Here is a 14864-nt window from a genome sequence, read left to right as displayed (position 1 = left end):
GGCTCAATTGTGAGCCGGTCTTTTTTCCCTTTTCCGCCTAAAAGAACGGAAGGATAAAGATTCCGATGATAATGGAGACGGCACCGATGCCGATTGCCCAGGCCCCGGTTGTGCGCGCCCCTCTTCTGCGCGCTATGAAGCCGAGAATGATGCCGGCAGCGCCAAACAGAATTGGCAGGACAAACAGTGAAAGAATCGAAAGCGCTAAAGCTCCATACCCCATCATACCGCCAGAAAGGTCCATCCCGGCATTTTCTTCCCCGCGGTAGTCCTCCCCGCTGCTGTCTCTTCCCAGCGAAACAGGTGCTGCGATTTCGGCGGCTGTTTCTTCTGTATAATTCCTTGATCCATATTCATTATTTTCGCCAAGCTCTTCGCTGTGACGAAGGTCTTGTTCTTGCTGAGAGCGTTCTTGATCTGCCAATATAATCCCTCCGCTTTCAGAAGCCTGATTTGTTAGTAATGGCAAATTAGCTGCCCCCTTCTATAGGGGCATTATTTATTATCTGCTCTTTCCCCCTGTTTTACGATGCTAATGTATGGATAAAAAAACAGGCATTTCTCCTGCAATCCTTTTTGGCGGGCACTAGTTCTGTTAAGATGGTATGAGACATCCATATAAGGAGAAAAAACATATGAAAAGATTTGGCATTGATATCGATGGGACAGTGACCTGCCCTTCCTCGATCATCCCCTATTTGAATGAAGCGTTTCAATTAAACCTGACCCTGGAGGATGTAAAAGAGTATGACTTAAATCCCCTGGTTGACATAAGCGAAGAAGAATTTGCAAAATGGTTCCTCGATAATGAACCAAAGATTTATGCCAACTCCCCGCTGGCTTCAGGAGCAAAACAGGTCCTGAAAGAATGGGAATCAAAGCATGAGCTGTACTTTATCAGTGCACGCGGCTCTACCCTGCAGAAATTGACCGAAGAATGGTTTCTTGAAAACGAGCTTCATTTCCATCATGTAGAATTGATCGGCTCTCATGATAAAATCAGTACTGCAAAAAAGCACAAAGTGGATATATTCTTTGAAGACAAGCATGATAATGCAGTTGCGATCCATGAAGAATGCGGCATACCCGTCATCCTTTTTGATACACCTTATAATCGCGACCCGATCCCTGTAGGGGTTATAAGGGTGAAAGGCTGGTTTGAGGCGAAGGCAGCAGTTGAAAAGTGGCTGAAAGCTGAAAAATAAAAAACGAAAAAACCGGCCCCCAGGCCGGTTTTTCATTTATTAATGAACACAATCCGGGCAGCGGCCATAAATCTCGAATTTATGGCCGGAAACATCGTATCCCTTCAGGTTCTCCTGAAGCCCATTCATTGGGCAAGTATCAATTTCCTTTGTTTTGCCGCAATCAAGGCAGATAAAGTGATGGTGATGGTGATGGTGCGAGCATGTAAAACGGAAATGTTTCTCTCCGGACAGCTCGGTCATTTCAAAAATCCCCAAATCCACAAACAAAGAAAGGTTCCGGTATATAGTGTCAAAGCTTAACCCGGGATAATCGTCCTTCAATTTATCAAGTACATCTTTGGCAGTCAGGTATTTATTGCTGTCAGAAAAGAACTGCAGCATTTCCTCACGCTTCCCTGTATGTTTATATCCTTTTTCTTTTAAAAGAATCAAGGCTTCTTCCACATTCATTGCAATCACCTCTTTAAATCGCGCTGCCTTCTCCCGGCAGCTGTTCTTGGCTCTTCCTATGCCCCTGCTTTTTCAGAACCGGCTGCAAGTTTCAGGAGCAGGGATTTTATTAAAATGGTCAACACAAGAATTAGGACGGCAATCATTACAATCGTCCCTCCTGGAGCAAGATCCAGGTAATATGAAACCGACAGTCCCCCAAGGACAGAGATTTCACCAAAAATCACCGAGAAAAGAATGGTTTGCTTAAATCCTTTCGCAATGCGGATGCTGGCAGCTACCGGGAGTGTCATCAGGGACGAAACAAGCAAAATCCCGACAATTCTCATGGAGGCCGCAATGACCAGGGCAACCATTACGATAAAAATGAAATGGACACTTTTTGCGGCAATCCCGGATGCCTTTGCATGCTCTTCATCAAAGGAAAGCAAAAATAGCTCTTTATATAATAATACTATAAGAATTGCCACAACGGCGCTAATGATTAAAATTAACCACAGGTCTGTCCTGCTGACCGCACTTACACTTCCAAACAGGTAGCTGAACAGATCTGTATTGAAGCCGTCCGCCAGAGAAATGAAGATCACCCCGATCCCGATGCCTCCTGAAAGAATGATCGGTATCGCAAGCTCCTGATAATGCTTATAAACAGCTCTCAGCTTTTCAATAAAAAGTGAGCCTGCAACTGAAAATGCCATTCCCATATACATCGGGTTCAGGCCGCCGGATAGCATAAGTTTCTTTTCCAGGAGGAGGCTGGCAGCAATCCCTGCAAGTGTAACATGGCTCAGGGCATCGGCTATCAGCGACAGCCTGCGGACAACAATGAATACACCCAGAATCGGGGCAATGATGCCGATAATAATGCCGGTCAAAAAAGCATTCTGCAAAAATTCATACTGAAGGATTGCGGAGATCATAATGTCCCTCCTTCATGGTGATGATGGTGATGGTGATCGTCATGATGAAGGACGTGAAGCCCGTGACCGTAAAACTCAGAAACCTCATTCCGATCGAATTCTTCAAATTCTTCTGTCCTTCCATGAAAATGAAGATGCTTATTCAGGCAGGCTACATGCGAAACCTTATCGGTTATCGTACCAATGTCATGCGTGACAAGAACAAGCGTAATGCCCAGTTTTTTATTTAAATCCTCAAGCATCTGATAAAATGACTGCACATTCTGTGCATCAACCCCGACAGTCGGTTCATCAAGAATCATCAGTTTTGGGCTGCTGACAAGCGCTCTCGCAATGAAGACCCGCTGCTGCTGCCCTCCGGATAGCTCCCCTATATTGCGTCCGGAAAAAGCAGTTAAACCGACTGATTCGATCGCTTCCGCAACTTTTTCCCGCTCCTGCCTGCCGGCAAAACGGAACAGGCCAAGCTTTTTCGTAAGGCCGCTTGAAACCACCTCAAAAACAGTCGCAGGAAATCCGGTATTGAAGGAGTTCGCCTTTTGGGAAACAAAGCCGATTTTTGATTGGTCCCTGAATTTTCCGATTGGCTGTCCAAACAGAAAAATCTCACCTTTCTGCGGCTTAAGAAGCCCCAGGACCATTTTTAGGAGAGTGGATTTTCCTGAACCATTCGGTCCTACTATCCCAAGGAATGCCCCTTCAGGTACAGTTAAATTTATATTTTCCAGCACATTTTCTTTTTCATATCTATAAGTGAGATTTGATATCTCAATTATGGGAGTTTGGTCTTTCATTTTTATCACCTTTTTAATATAAGAATGATTCCGATTTAACTTAAGTAGTATAACGGAACTTTTCCCTAAAGTAAAGAGAACCGGGCTGAATGGTTTAATTTTATTCTGGAGGCAATTTTCAGTAACATTTCCGGGCTATTGTACATATGGTACAGAGGAGGTGGGAGAAAATGAAAATATTCGAAAACATCATCAATCATAAAGTCAGCACGATAACGACTGAAGAGCTTTTAAAATACGCTAAGCAATTCCAAATATCCATAAATCAGACACAGGCAAAGCAGATTGCCAATTACTTAAGAGGTAAACAGGTAAACATCTTCCAGGATTCAGAACGCTCCAAAATCATTAAGGAAATTGCCAAAATTGCCGGACCCGACACAGCAAGGGAAGTAAACAAGCTGTTTATGCAATTTACGAAATAGAAATGCGGAAAAGCCTTGCTCAGCCCCGACAAGCATAAGACGCTTGGGAATAGAAGGCGTTCTTTGCCTTCAATTCCCAAGTGGCTTATGACTCGAGGGGCTAGGCTTTGGAGCTGGACAAATTAAAATGCGGAGGCGGCTTGCCCAGAGACGACAAGCATAAGACGCCAGAGAATAAAAGGCGTTCTTTGCCTTTAATTCTCTGGTGGCTTATGACTCGAGTCTCTAGCCGCTGGAGCTGGACAAATAGAAATGCGGAAAAGCCTTGCTCAGCCCCGACAAGCATAAGACGCTTGGGAATAGAAGGCGTTCTTTGCCTTCAATTCCCAAGTGGCTTATGACTCGAGGGGCTAGGCTTTGGAGCTGGACAAATTAAAATGCGGAGGCGGCTTGCCCAGAGACGACAAGCATAAGACGCCAGAGAATTAAAGGCGTTCTTTGCCTTTAATTCTCTGGTGGCTTATGACTCGAGTCTCTAGCCGCTGGAGCTGGACAAATTGAAATGCGGAAAAGCCTTGTTCAGCCCCGACAAGCATAAGGCGCTTAGGAATAGAAGGTGTTCTTTACCTTGCTGGACAAATAGAAATGCGGAAAAGCTTTGCTCATTAGAGGAACGTATACTCAAAACTTCAGTTTAGTCTGCAGTCTATACCCAATATAAAGAACCATAGATGTTAGTATGGGCTGTTGATTTCCGTTGCAGGCACTTCGCTTTCCGCGGGGCGAAGTTGAGCCTCCTCACGCTCCGCGCTGCGGGGTCTCAACTTTTTCGCTGCAATCCCGCTGGAGTCTACGTGCCTTCCACTGCAATCAACAGGGTTAATGTAATTCTTTTCTGCTTAACACCTAATCGGCAGGGAATGATTACCTCTTTAGCCTGAAGCCTCTCTCATAAAAAATACAGCTGCAGCACCCTGCAGCTGTATTTCATTTATTTGCCTTCCATGATGTCCGAAAGAAGGTTTTCATTGAATTCCTTATTCCTGAGCATCTCAATTTCGTATTTGTATGGAGGCATTTTGCTGTTCTTATCTTCCCCGACAAATGGCGTCTCAAGGATTTTCGGGACTTCTGAAAGCTGCGGATGATGGACGATATAACTTAAAGCGTCAAAGCCGATATGTCCGTACCCGATGTTTTCATGGCGGTCCTTTTTCATTCCCCGCTCATTTTTGCTGTCATTGATATGAAGCACCTTCAGGCGGTCGAGCCCGACAATTTTGTCGAACTCATTCAAGACGCCATCAAAGTCTTCTACGATATTATAGCCGGCATCATGCGTATGGCATGTATCAAAGCAGACGGATAGATGATCATTATACTTGACCCCATCGATGATCATGGCCAGCTCTTCGAAGTTTCTCCCGCATTCAGAGCCTTTGCCTGCCATTGTCTCCAGAGCAATCTGGACATTTTCCTCGCCATTCAGGACTTCATTCAGCCCTTCAATGATTTTTTTGATGCCCTCTTCTGTTCCTGCACCAACATGCGCACCGGGATGAAGGACGATCTGTCGGGCGCCGATTGCTTCAGTCCGGTCTATTTCCGAACGCAGAAAGTTGACTCCCAGCTCAAAGGTCGAAGGATTTGTGGTATTTCCTATATTGATGATATATGGGGCATGGACAATGATATTGTCAATTCCATTGGCCTCCATATGGCGCCTGCCTTCCTCAATATTCAAATCCTCAATCTTTTTCCGGCGTGTATTTTGAGGGGCTCCTGTGTAAATCATGAAAGTGCTGGAGCCGTAAGATACAGCTTCCTCACTTGCGGCAAGGAGCATTTTTTTCCCGCTCATCGACACATGCGAACCAATTTTAAGCATTTCATTCTCTCCCTCCGGCAGCCTGCCTTTATTTCTTTTTAAGCCTTCTTTGGCGTTTCTTGATGCTCTCTACTTCTCTTTGTATTTTCTTTTTATAGCCTGGCTTTACATTTTTCGGTTTTTTCACACGGGATTGAGCATGGGCATCAATCTCATCCGTCTGCCTTTGCCGCTTTTTCCGTCTATTGCGGTCGCCCAAATCAATCCATTCACCCTTTTGAAGATCAACATGCTTGAACTCGATCCCCAGCTTTTCCAGCCTGTTCAGCGCATCTTCATCTGACGTATCATAAATCGTGAGAGCGATGCCGGAAGATCCTGCTCTTGCCGTGCGGCCTACACGGTGGATGTAAAAGTCCAGATCGGTCGGCAGCTCATAATTGATCACATGGCTGATTCCCTGGATATCGATGCCTCTGGCAGCAAGATCGGTCGCAACAATATACTGGAATTCCAGATCCATAATCTGCTTCATCATCTTCTTGCGCTCACGAGGGCTGAGATCTCCGTGAATGCGGCCTACTTTTAAGCCTTTTTGCATAAGGGCATCTGCGACTTCATCAGCCTTTTTCTTAGTATTTGTAAAGACGATCGCCAAATATGGATTAAATGCCTCCAATGCACGAAAGACAATTTCCGTCTTATTTTTGTGCTTTGAAGGGAGCAGATAATGCTCAATTTTTGCAGCTGCAATCTGCTTGGGCTCTATTTGGACGAATTTTGGATTTTCCAGATACTTTTTCAGAAATGGCTTCAGCTTTTCCGGGATTGTTGCCGAGAATACAAGCATTTGAAGCTTTTCAGGCATCTTGCCTGCAACCTGGTCTACATCTTCAAGGAAGCCCATATCCAGCATCAGATCAGCTTCATCCACGACCAGCATTGAAGCGGTATGGACGAGAAGTGCATTTTCCTTGACCAGGTCGTTGATCCGGCCCGGTGTCCCTACTACTACCTGGGGCTGCACTTTCAGCTTCTCAATTGTCCTCTGTTTATCTGTTCCCCCTATAAACAGTTTGGAGCTGATTTCCTCATCGCCATCAGCCTGCTCTGTTACTTTAAGTACTTCCTTATGGATCTGGGTGGCCAGCTCCCTTGTCGGAGCAGTTATGACAGCTTGTACCCCCTGCCTCGAAGGATCAATTTTCTGAAGGATCGGCAAAATATAGGAATGAGTCTTCCCGGTGCCTGTCTGGGACTGTCCAATCGCACTATCCCCTTTAAGGATAATCGGGATCAGGCGTTCCTGTATTTCTGTGGGCTCATAAAACCCGAGCTTTTTGACAGCTTCTATAATAAATGGCTTAAGTTCGTAGCGTTCGAATTTCGTTTCCGTCATAATTAACTCCTTATAGTTAGTGGCCGCAGCCTGAGTGGACAACTTGCCTCACCAGTCTTTGTCCATCATATTATTATAATAAAGTTTCATGCAAAAGACCACCAATACCGCTGATATAATTATTTTAGCCATTCAGGGAGTTTTTAATAGGCTTTGGCATTGTTCCAACTTTATTTGGGACTCATCCAGCCCGATATTGTGCATGCCATGTGAAATCTGGATCACAAAAATAAGCACGGAATCAGCAGAAATGTTCCGCAACAGGCACTTACTAAATGCCCGGCAAACATGAAAATAGGGAAACATCCGCAGAAACCTAAACCAATTTCATGACAGGTGCATAGCTTACATAAGGAGAAACTTTTAAGTAAAGGAGGCAAATTATGCAGCCTAGACCCCGTTTTCCGATGCAGGGCGGAGGAATGCCGCCGCAATTTAGAGGCCCGATGCAGGCCAGGCCCAATTTCGGCCCCATGATGGGACCTATGCAGCAGACACGCCAGGGAGGCGGAGGACTGCTGGCCAAGCTTCTGGGCAAAGGCGGGAATCCAGCATCTGCAGCCGGTGGTTTGAATAGCATGCGCGCCGCAGCTCCGGGCGCTGCCAATGCAGCCGGTTCAGGCGGATTCCTGAAGTCGATTGCCAACCCGTCCAGCATTTCGGGATTCTTGTCAAATACACAGAAAATGCTCAATACAGCTCAGCAATTCGGACCGATGGTACAGCAGTATGGCCCAATGGTCAAAAATCTTCCGGCCATGTGGAAACTGTACAGAGGATTGAAGAGCTCCGGAAATGAAGAAAGTGAAAAGGAGGCAGCTTCTGAAACTAAAAAAGCCCCCTCCCCGCCTGAGAAAAGAAAAACTGAAACAGCCGGGTCCCACCAGCCTTCAGAAGCTCCCAAACGTGCCAAAGCTCCTGGAAAGGGCAGTTCCTCACCCAAGCTGTATATTTAGAATCCGTGAAGAATGCAGCTTTTTGCGCATTCTTTTTGTTTTGGCCTCGTTCATCCAGCTTTTGAAAAATGCAATGATTTTTTCTGCCAATTGAATGCCCCCTTTTGTAATATCTCTACAAGTCTTATATAATGTAGGGGCAGTTGATTCTCTTAAAAATAAGTTTCAGTTCCACTGCAATGGGAGGATTGGAGAATGGATGTTTTAAAAATTTCGCCGCGGGGCTATTGCTATGGGGTTGTCGATGCAATGGTCATAGCAAGGAATGCCGCTTTGGATAAAAACCTGCCGCGGCCGATTTATATACTGGGCATGATTGTCCATAACAAACATGTCACCGATGCATTTGAAGAAGAAGGCATTATAACGCTGGATGGAGAAAACCGTAAAGATATCATTGAAAAAGTCGACAAAGGCACTGTCATTTTCACGGCGCACGGCGTCTCCCCTGAAATCCGCGAAATTGCTAAATCAAAGGGGCTCGTAACGATTGACGCCACCTGTCCGGATGTGACAAGGACCCATGATCTGATCAGGGAAAAAGACGCTGAAGGCTATCAGATCATTTACATCGGCAAAAAAGGCCATCCTGAGCCTGAAGGCGCCCTTGGAGTTGCTCCGCATGCAGTATCTCTTGTACAAACTGCAGAAGATGTCGGCAAGCTCACCCTGGACAGCAGCAAAATCATTGTTACCAATCAGACGACTATGAGCCAATGGGATGTCGTCACTGTCATGGATAAGATAAAAGAGAAATACCCTCATGCAGAGTTCCATAAAGAAATATGCATGGCTACCCAGGTGAGGCAGGAAGCGGTCGCTGAACAGGCAGGAGAAGCCGATGTACTGATTGTAGTCGGTGACCCAAAGAGCAACAACTCCAATCGCCTTGCCCAGGTGTCCGAGGAAATTGCAGGCACCACCGCATACCGGATTGCCGATCTTTCTGAACTGAAGATCGAATGGCTGAAAGATGCCAAAAAGGCGGCTGTCACAGCAGGAGCTTCTACTCCTACACCAATAACAAAAGAAGTCATCACTTTCCTTCAGCAGTTCGATCCTAATGATCCGGAAACGTGGAAAACCGAGAAGAAAGTGCCTCTCAGCAAAGTGCTTCCAAAAATCAAGAGAGCTTAAAGAAAAGAGCTGCAGCAATCGCTGCAGCTCTTTTCTTTATATAAATTTGAAAGGATCTGTATGCACTTCTGAGGAAATAAATTTCACATCATATCCCTTTTCCCTGGCCATTTTTTCAAGGATATGAGCCACACCCTTCTTCATGACCTTTTCTACATTATGGCCTGGATCAATAATGTTCAGGCCCATCATCATTGCATCATGCGCAGTATGATAATACATATCCCCTGTTACATACACATCCGCGCCTTTGAACTTGGCCTGGGTAAAATATTTATTTCCATCCCCGCCCAGGACAGCCACTTTCCTGACAGGAGAGTTCAGATCTCCGACTACCCGGACCCTGTCAAGCCCGAATGCCTCTTTAATTTTTCCAGCAAATTCTTCAAGCGTTGTTTCAGGAACTGTTCCGACCCGTCCAAGCCCAAGTGATTGGCCTTTATTATCAAGGTGATAAATATCATAGGCAGGCTTTTCATATGGATGGGCTTTAATCATTGCAGAAATCACTTTCTTTTCCAGATGATCCGGAAAAATTGTTTCCACCTTGACTTCCTTTACCTTTTCCAAGCGGCCTCTGGTCCCGATGTAAGGGGTGGCTGAGTCCCCGGGCATAAACTGTCCGGTTCCTTCCGAAGAGAAGGCACAGAAGCTGTAATCTCCAATTGCCCCGGCACCTGCCCTGCCCAGCGCCTCTCTCAGAGCCTCAGCTGCTTCAAGCGGTACGAAAACAGCCAGTTTCTTCAGGCTGGTTTCATGTGTGGGCACAAGCACTTCTGTGTTCTCTAAACCAAGAGCTTCCGCCAGGAGGTCATTCACGCCGCCCTCAGCCACATCAAGATTCGTATGAGCCGCATATACGCTTATATCATGCTTTATGAGCTTCTCGATAATCCTTCCGGCTGCTGTATCCGTATTGATTTTCTGCAATGGCCTGAAGATCGGGGGGTGATGGGCGATGATGAGCTGCACATTCTTTTCGATGGCTTCATCAATGACCTCCTCCAGCACGTCAAGAGCAATCATGACATTTTGCACCTTATTATTCAGTCCGCCAATCTGCAGTCCGATTTTATCGCCTTCCATTGCCAGGTTCTTTGGAGAGAACTCCTCAAACAAAGAGATGATTTGATGGCCGTTAACTTTTTTCACTCTTTACTGCCTCCTCTGCCATAGAGATTTTTTGGCCGAGCTCCAGCCTCCTTGTCCGTGTTTCTTCCGAGTCTGCAGCTTTATCCAGTTCCTGCAGAATCCTTTGCCAATTTTTCATTTCATGCTGCCATTTTTTCTGGAAGGTATCCGTTTTTTGCGCTGTAAGGAAGGGGCCAAAAAGAAAGGCGCTATTCTTATCCTTCCCCTTGTAGGGACGGAGCGGCTCTCCATGCTCTGCAACCAGGATTTCGTATATCTTTCCATCCTCTTCAAGGATATCCTCTTCTATAAGCTCCCAGCCGTTTTCAATAAGCCATTTACGGATTGAAATGGCGCTTATATTAGGCTGAAGGACAAGCCTTTTCACTGAAGACAGCTTTTCTTTTCCCTCTTCAAGGATACTGGCAATCAAGGCGCCTCCCATACCCGCAATGGCTACACAATCGACTTCTCCGCCTTCAATCACTTCCAGGCCATTCCCTTTCCTGACAGCTATCTTATCGCCCAGCCCTTCCTGGTTGACTTGATTCCTTGCAGACTGAAAGGGACCCTCTGCCACTTCGCCTGCGACTGCGAAGGGCACTTTGCCCTTAGAGACAACATGGCATGGAAGATAGGCATGATCTGAGCCTATATCAGCGAAGGCTGCACCATCCGGAATATATTCAGCGACACGTGCCAGCCGCTGTGATAATTGTTCTGTATTCATCTCTTACATCACACCACTTTACATAGATTCAGGTACATAATTATTCTCTTAGTATAAAAAAGCCGGAAAGCAATGTCCAGCAGCCCGGCAGGACTTATATCCAGGAGTCTGATCGGAGCTCCAAAATAAAGAAAAGCCTTTCAAAAGAAAGGCTTTTCTTTAACTGTCACATTATTTCAGGCCTGCCAGCCATTCAGCCATTTCGCCTGCTTTTTCCTGCGGAACAAGCCCTGGCGGCATGGATCCTTTACCGTTAACAACGATGTCAGCGATTTCATCCTGTGAATAGCGGTCGCCAACGCCTGTCAAAGCAGGACCTACCCCACCCTGATACTGGTCGCCGTGGCAGCCGATACAGGTTTGTTTATAAATGTCTTCCGGGTTGGCTGCAACCTCTTCAGTCTGTTCTTCTCCGCCGCCTTCCTGCTCAGCCGCAAGGTCCTTAGCATCGCCCAGCCCTTTGAAGGAAACGAGGAACATAGCTCCAATGCCTAGCACAGCAATCAAAAGAAACGGAATTAATGGATTTCGGTTCATGTTTTAACCTCCCTTATGTAAGAACATCTCAGTCAAGTATATTATATAATACAAACAATCTCTATTTTACTTGAAAACCCATGGAAGGAAAAGCCCTAAACTGAACTTTGTCACAGTATGTTCGAAATTGGAAGATTCCGCCTCTGTTTTAACAGTACAGAACAAAAGCGCAAGCGCATTGTCACCTTCAAGAACGCAGACTAAGGACGCCACGTCCTGTGGCAACATCTGCATGACCAGCTTCCTGGGGGACCTCAAGTCGAACCTCCGGAAAGGTGTTCTTCGCCTTTTTGAGGTTTGGCTTGTGACCTCGCCGCAGCTGCTGAACGTTGATTAAGAATTGATAATAATCCACAAGACTTACAATTTATAAATTCCTATACAATAAAAAAAGCCCCATGTTAATGGAGCCATAGCATTTAACAGCCGATCTGCCGCGCAATCACCATACGCTGTATCTCTGATGTCCCCTCTCCGATTTCCGTCAGCTTTCCATCTCTCATATAGCGTTCTACATGATAGTCCTTCATATAGCCATAGCCCCCATGGATCTGGACTGCCTGGTCAGCCACTTCCATGCAGATTTCCGATGCATACAGCTTGCACATGGACGCTTCTTTCGTAAATGGCTTTCCCTGGTCCTTGAGCCATGCTGCTTTATAGACCATATTCCGGGCAAGCTCGATTTTCATCGCCATATCAGCGAGCTTAAACTGGATAGCCTGGAACTGGGACAGAGAGCGGCCAAACTGAGTCCTCTCTTTTGCATACTGCAATGCTTTTTCATAAGCAGCCTGGGCGATTCCGACAGCCATGGCGCCTATCCCTATCCGGCCTCCATCCAATGTAATCAGGAATTGCTTGAAACCTTCGCCTTTTTTGCCGAGCAAGTGCTCAGTCGGCACACGCACATCTTCCATCACAAGCTCTGTGGTATTAGAAGCATTAAGCCCCATTTTTTCGTAATTATCGATCACCTTGAACCCTTCTGCATCTGTCGGCACAATGATGGCGCTGATTTCTTTATCCGCCCCGCTTCCCCCCGTGACCGCTGTAATGGCCAGATGCTTTGCATAGCTCGCATTTGTAATATAACATTTGCTGCCATTTATGATGAACTCCCCATCTTTTTCTGCCGCGCTCGTCCTTGTACCGCCTGCATCTGATCCCGCGTTAGGCTCTGTAAGCCCAAAAGCCCCGAATGATTCTCCAGTGCAGATCGGAACCAGATACTGTTGCTTTTGCTCTTCAGTCCCAAAAAGATAAAGGGGGGCTCCGCCAAGGGAAATATGGGCTGAATAAGTGATCCCCGTCGAACCGCATGCCCTGCTGAGCTCTTCAGTCACAATGGCAAAACTGATTGTATCAGCCCCTCCGCCGCCGTATTCTTCAGGGAACGGCAGCCCCATCACACCCATATTAGATAATTTGTTAAATATTTCTTTAGGGAATTCTTTCGTCCTGTCCCTTTCCAGTGCACCGGGAGCAACTTCTTCATCAGCAAACTCCCTGATCATTTTCAGAATCATATTTTGTTCGGCAGTCAATTCAAAATTCATGCAAATCCCCCTCGAAGTTTTGTATACGCTTTCATTACCATTATACGAGGAAGGAATTAATTTTCTCAACATTTAAAAACTTTAAAATTTAATTTATTATATGAAAATAGAAATAACAATGATGATGAGTCCTACCAGGCCGGATATTCCAAAATAGTGCTGACGGAATTTCAAGGCAGCCGCAATCCAAAGCAGACAATTAAGCATTAAAGCTCCATACAAGGCTGTATTATGATGCGGGAAAAAATGAGATGCCATTTCAACCGATATCAAGAGCAATATTAAAGCCGAAACAGCGAGAGGCAGTTGCGGCGCAATTCCTTTATTAGTAAAATAAATAGCAAGAGAAACTCCAGTAATTGTAAAAAAAATCAGAAGGCCCATTTGCAAAATGAAAGATAATTCAGTAAAATAAATGAATAACAGCGACAGAGGAATCAGCAGCAAGAGAATGATATTGAGAAAATAAAACCCTTTTGCCTTTCGAGCTTTATCCTTCGGCCGATTCCCTTCTGTATACAAAGCAAGCAGATAATCACAATAATGCTCAGGAAGCATGCGATTATCCTTCCAGTATAAAATTTCTTTTACAATCATGTCTTTTCTCGCTCTATCCATATCCACCCATCCCGTCCGGAAATCCAAAGGCATTTTTTTCAAAAAAAAATAGTTTACCTCTATTTTAAGAAGTAAACTATTTTCTGACAATGTTTTTTTATTCGAGGAAGTCTTTAAGCCGCTTGCTTCGGCTTGGATGCCTCAGTTTGCGAAGTGCTTTCGCCTCGATTTGGCGGATACGCTCCCTGGTTACGCCGAAGACCTTTCCGACCTCTTCCAGAGTGCGCGTACGCCCGTCATCAAGCCCGAAACGCAGCCTCAGGACATTTTCCTCACGGTCTGTAAGCGTATCAAGGACGTCTTCAAGCTGTTCTTTCAGGAGCTCATATGCAGCATGCTCAGATGGCGAAGTCGCATCCTGGTCTTCAATGAAGTCGCCGAGGTGAGAGTCATCTTCTTCCCCAATCGGTGTTTCAAGTGAAACAGGCTCCTGGGCAATCTTAAGAATCTCCCTGACCTTATCCGGTGTCAGATCCATGTCTTCCGCAATTTCTTCCGGAGTCGGTTCGCGGCCGAGATCCTGGAGAAGCTGACGCTGCACCCTGATAAGCTTATTGATTGTTTCCACCATATGGACAGGGATCCTGATCGTCCTTGCCTGGTCGGCAATCGCCCTTGTAATGGCCTGGCGGATCCACCATGTTGCATACGTACTGAATTTGTAGCCTTTACGGTAATCGAATTTCTCAACTGCCTTGATCAGGCCCATATTCCCTTCCTGGATCAGGTCAAGGAACAGCATGCCCCTTCCGACATACCTTTTGGCAATGCTGACTACGAGCCTCAGGTTGGCTTCCGCCAGCCTTCTCTTTGCCTCTTCGTCGCCTTCCTCGATCCGCTTGGCCAGGGAAATTTCCTCCTGTGCAGAAAGAAGATCCACACGCCCGATTTCTTTCAGGTACATGCGGACGGGATCATTAATTTTAACTCCTGGAGGAACGCTTAAATCGTTTAAATCAAATTCCTCTTCACCCTTGGCAAGCTCCTGGACATTAGGATCCGCATCATCGTTGTCGCCGACAAGCTCTACCCCCTGATCTCCAAGAAACTCATAAAACTCATCCATCTGATCGGAATCCAATTCAAAGTTGGAAAGCCTTTCCGCGATATCGTCATATGCGAGCACCCCGGTTTTCTTTCCTACTTCCGTTAACTGTTCCTTCACTTGCTCCATGGTCAACTCTGAATCAACCTCTTTTGAACGGGCTGACTTTTCAGCCATAAGTCCCCCT

General features: G+C 45.9%; 16 protein-coding genes. 4 read left to right on the top strand and 12 right to left on the bottom strand.

Annotated features, from left to right (window positions below):
* Nucleotides 1-37 precede the first annotated feature (37 nt).
* Nucleotides 38-469: a DUF308 domain-containing protein gene (locus tag ABU165_RS02205; RefSeq protein WP_094767047.1), complete on the bottom strand. Its 432-nt coding sequence runs from the start codon at nt 467-469 to the stop codon at nt 38-40.
* A gap of 166 nt (nt 470-635) precedes the next feature.
* Here ABU165_RS02205 and ABU165_RS02200 point away from each other — a divergent pair, with 166 nt between their 5' ends.
* Nucleotides 636-1205 carry a hypothetical protein gene (locus ABU165_RS02200; protein ID WP_318059544.1) on the top strand — a complete coding sequence of 190 codons (570 nt, stop codon included), beginning with the start codon at nt 636-638 and terminating at the stop codon, nt 1203-1205.
* A gap of 39 nt (nt 1206-1244) precedes the next feature.
* Here the strand turns inward: ABU165_RS02200 and zur are convergent, their stop codons facing one another.
* The 3 genes from zur to ABU165_RS02185 are packed head-to-tail and all read right to left on the bottom strand — an operon-like array spanning nt 1245 to nt 3372.
* Nucleotides 1245-1658, bottom strand: a complete 414-nt coding sequence (zur, locus tag ABU165_RS02195; protein ID WP_022544199.1) for a zinc uptake transcriptional repressor Zur — start codon at nt 1656-1658, stop codon at nt 1245-1247.
* Between the two features lie 56 nt (nt 1659-1714).
* On the bottom strand, nt 1715-2578 hold the full coding sequence (locus ABU165_RS02190; protein ID WP_101550318.1) for a metal ABC transporter permease: 864 nt from the start codon (nt 2576-2578) through the stop codon (nt 1715-1717).
* Nucleotides 2575-3372 (bottom strand): metal ABC transporter ATP-binding protein, encoded by a 798-nt coding sequence (locus tag ABU165_RS02185; RefSeq protein ID WP_101550320.1) that lies wholly within the window; start codon nt 3370-3372, stop codon nt 2575-2577. The genes ABU165_RS02190 and ABU165_RS02185 overlap by 4 nt, the downstream gene beginning before the upstream one ends.
* A gap of 170 nt (nt 3373-3542) precedes the next feature.
* Here ABU165_RS02185 and ABU165_RS02180 point away from each other — a divergent pair, with 170 nt between their 5' ends.
* On the top strand, nt 3543-3797 hold the full coding sequence (locus ABU165_RS02180; RefSeq protein WP_022544200.1) for a DUF2624 domain-containing protein: 255 nt from the start codon (nt 3543-3545) through the stop codon (nt 3795-3797).
* Between the two features lie 931 nt (nt 3798-4728).
* On the opposite strand, the gene ABU165_RS02175 is transcribed toward ABU165_RS02180, so the two are convergent.
* The gene (locus ABU165_RS02175) at nt 4729-5625 is read right to left on the bottom strand and encodes a deoxyribonuclease IV (protein ID WP_009791421.1); all 897 of its coding nucleotides are present in this window, start codon (nt 5623-5625) and stop codon (nt 4729-4731) included.
* 28 nt (nt 5626-5653) lie between these two features.
* Entirely contained in the window at nt 5654-6964 is a 1311-nt protein-coding gene (locus ABU165_RS02170; RefSeq protein WP_009791420.1) for a DEAD/DEAH box helicase, read from the bottom strand.
* A 383-nt stretch (nt 6965-7347) separates the two neighbouring features.
* On the opposite strand from ABU165_RS02170, the gene ABU165_RS02165 reads away from it, so the two are divergent.
* Both ABU165_RS02165 and ABU165_RS02160 read left to right on the top strand, forming a co-directional pair.
* The gene (locus tag ABU165_RS02165) at nt 7348-7920 is read left to right on the top strand and encodes a YqfQ family protein (RefSeq protein ID WP_022544201.1); all 573 of its coding nucleotides are present in this window, start codon (nt 7348-7350) and stop codon (nt 7918-7920) included.
* Nucleotides 7921-8115: 195 nt separating this feature from the next.
* Nucleotides 8116-9057, top strand: coding sequence for a 4-hydroxy-3-methylbut-2-enyl diphosphate reductase (locus ABU165_RS02160; protein WP_009791417.1), 942 nt, complete (start codon nt 8116-8118; stop codon nt 9055-9057).
* Nucleotides 9058-9093: 36 nt separating this feature from the next.
* On the opposite strand, the gene ABU165_RS02155 is transcribed toward ABU165_RS02160, so the two are convergent.
* The 6 genes from ABU165_RS02155 to rpoD all read right to left on the bottom strand — a co-directional run bounded on the left by ABU165_RS02155 (nt 9094) and on the right by rpoD (nt 14854).
* Nucleotides 9094-10209, bottom strand: coding sequence for a Nif3-like dinuclear metal center hexameric protein (locus ABU165_RS02155; protein WP_318059545.1), 1116 nt, complete (start codon nt 10207-10209; stop codon nt 9094-9096).
* Nucleotides 10196-10918: a tRNA (adenine(22)-N(1))-methyltransferase gene (locus tag ABU165_RS02150; RefSeq protein WP_253618018.1), complete on the bottom strand. Its 723-nt coding sequence runs from the start codon at nt 10916-10918 to the stop codon at nt 10196-10198. Before ABU165_RS02150 ends, ABU165_RS02155 begins: the two co-directional genes overlap by 14 nt.
* A gap of 171 nt (nt 10919-11089) precedes the next feature.
* Complete coding sequence (cccA, locus tag ABU165_RS02145) at nt 11090-11455, bottom strand: cytochrome c550 (protein ID WP_009791414.1); 366 nt, start codon at nt 11453-11455, stop codon at nt 11090-11092.
* 419 nt (nt 11456-11874) lie between these two features.
* Nucleotides 11875-13014 carry an acyl-CoA dehydrogenase family protein gene (locus tag ABU165_RS02140; protein WP_253618020.1) on the bottom strand — a complete coding sequence of 380 codons (1140 nt, stop codon included), beginning with the start codon at nt 13012-13014 and terminating at the stop codon, nt 11875-11877.
* A gap of 96 nt (nt 13015-13110) precedes the next feature.
* Nucleotides 13111-13632: a hypothetical protein gene (locus ABU165_RS02135; RefSeq protein WP_318059546.1), complete on the bottom strand. Its 522-nt coding sequence runs from the start codon at nt 13630-13632 to the stop codon at nt 13111-13113.
* A 97-nt stretch (nt 13633-13729) separates the two neighbouring features.
* Nucleotides 13730-14854 (bottom strand): RNA polymerase sigma factor RpoD, encoded by a 1125-nt coding sequence (gene rpoD, locus ABU165_RS02130; RefSeq protein ID WP_009791410.1) that lies wholly within the window; start codon nt 14852-14854, stop codon nt 13730-13732.
* Nucleotides 14855-14864: the final 10 nt, after the last annotated feature.

This window comes from Cytobacillus sp. T106, assembly GCF_040492155.1.
Taxonomy (GTDB): domain Bacteria; phylum Bacillota; class Bacilli; order Bacillales; family Cytobacillaceae; genus Bacillus_AB; species Bacillus_AB infantis.
Note: the sequence above shows the minus strand (reverse complement) of the source record. Positions and strands in the feature narration are given on the sequence as shown.

Coding starts and splice junctions, on each gene's coding strand:
- rpoD (WP_009791410.1), bottom strand. CDS start 14,854: ATGGCTGAAAAGTCAGCCCGTTCAAAAGAGGTTGATTCAGAGTTGACC.
- ABU165_RS02165 (WP_022544201.1), top strand. CDS start 7,348: ATGCAGCCTAGACCCCGTTTTCCGATGCAGGGCGGAGGAATGCCGCCG.
- ABU165_RS02175 (WP_009791421.1), bottom strand. CDS start 5,625: ATGCTTAAAATTGGTTCGCATGTGTCGATGAGCGGGAAAAAAATGCTC.
- ABU165_RS02180 (WP_022544200.1), top strand. CDS start 3,543: ATGAAAATATTCGAAAACATCATCAATCATAAAGTCAGCACGATAACG.
- ABU165_RS02150 (WP_253618018.1), bottom strand. CDS start 10,918: ATGAATACAGAACAATTATCACAGCGGCTGGCACGTGTCGCTGAATAT.
- ABU165_RS02200 (WP_318059544.1), top strand. CDS start 636: ATGAAAAGATTTGGCATTGATATCGATGGGACAGTGACCTGCCCTTCC.
- zur (WP_022544199.1), bottom strand. CDS start 1,658: ATGAATGTGGAAGAAGCCTTGATTCTTTTAAAAGAAAAAGGATATAAA.
- ABU165_RS02160 (WP_009791417.1), top strand. CDS start 8,116: ATGGATGTTTTAAAAATTTCGCCGCGGGGCTATTGCTATGGGGTTGTC.
- ABU165_RS02170 (WP_009791420.1), bottom strand. CDS start 6,964: ATGACGGAAACGAAATTCGAACGCTACGAACTTAAGCCATTTATTATA.
- ABU165_RS02185 (WP_101550320.1), bottom strand. CDS start 3,372: ATGAAAGACCAAACTCCCATAATTGAGATATCAAATCTCACTTATAGA.
- ABU165_RS02140 (WP_253618020.1), bottom strand. CDS start 13,014: ATGAATTTTGAATTGACTGCCGAACAAAATATGATTCTGAAAATGATC.
- cccA (WP_009791414.1), bottom strand. CDS start 11,455: ATGAACCGAAATCCATTAATTCCGTTTCTTTTGATTGCTGTGCTAGGC.
- ABU165_RS02190 (WP_101550318.1), bottom strand. CDS start 2,578: ATGATCTCCGCAATCCTTCAGTATGAATTTTTGCAGAATGCTTTTTTG.
- ABU165_RS02135 (WP_318059546.1), bottom strand. CDS start 13,632: ATGGATAGAGCGAGAAAAGACATGATTGTAAAAGAAATTTTATACTGG.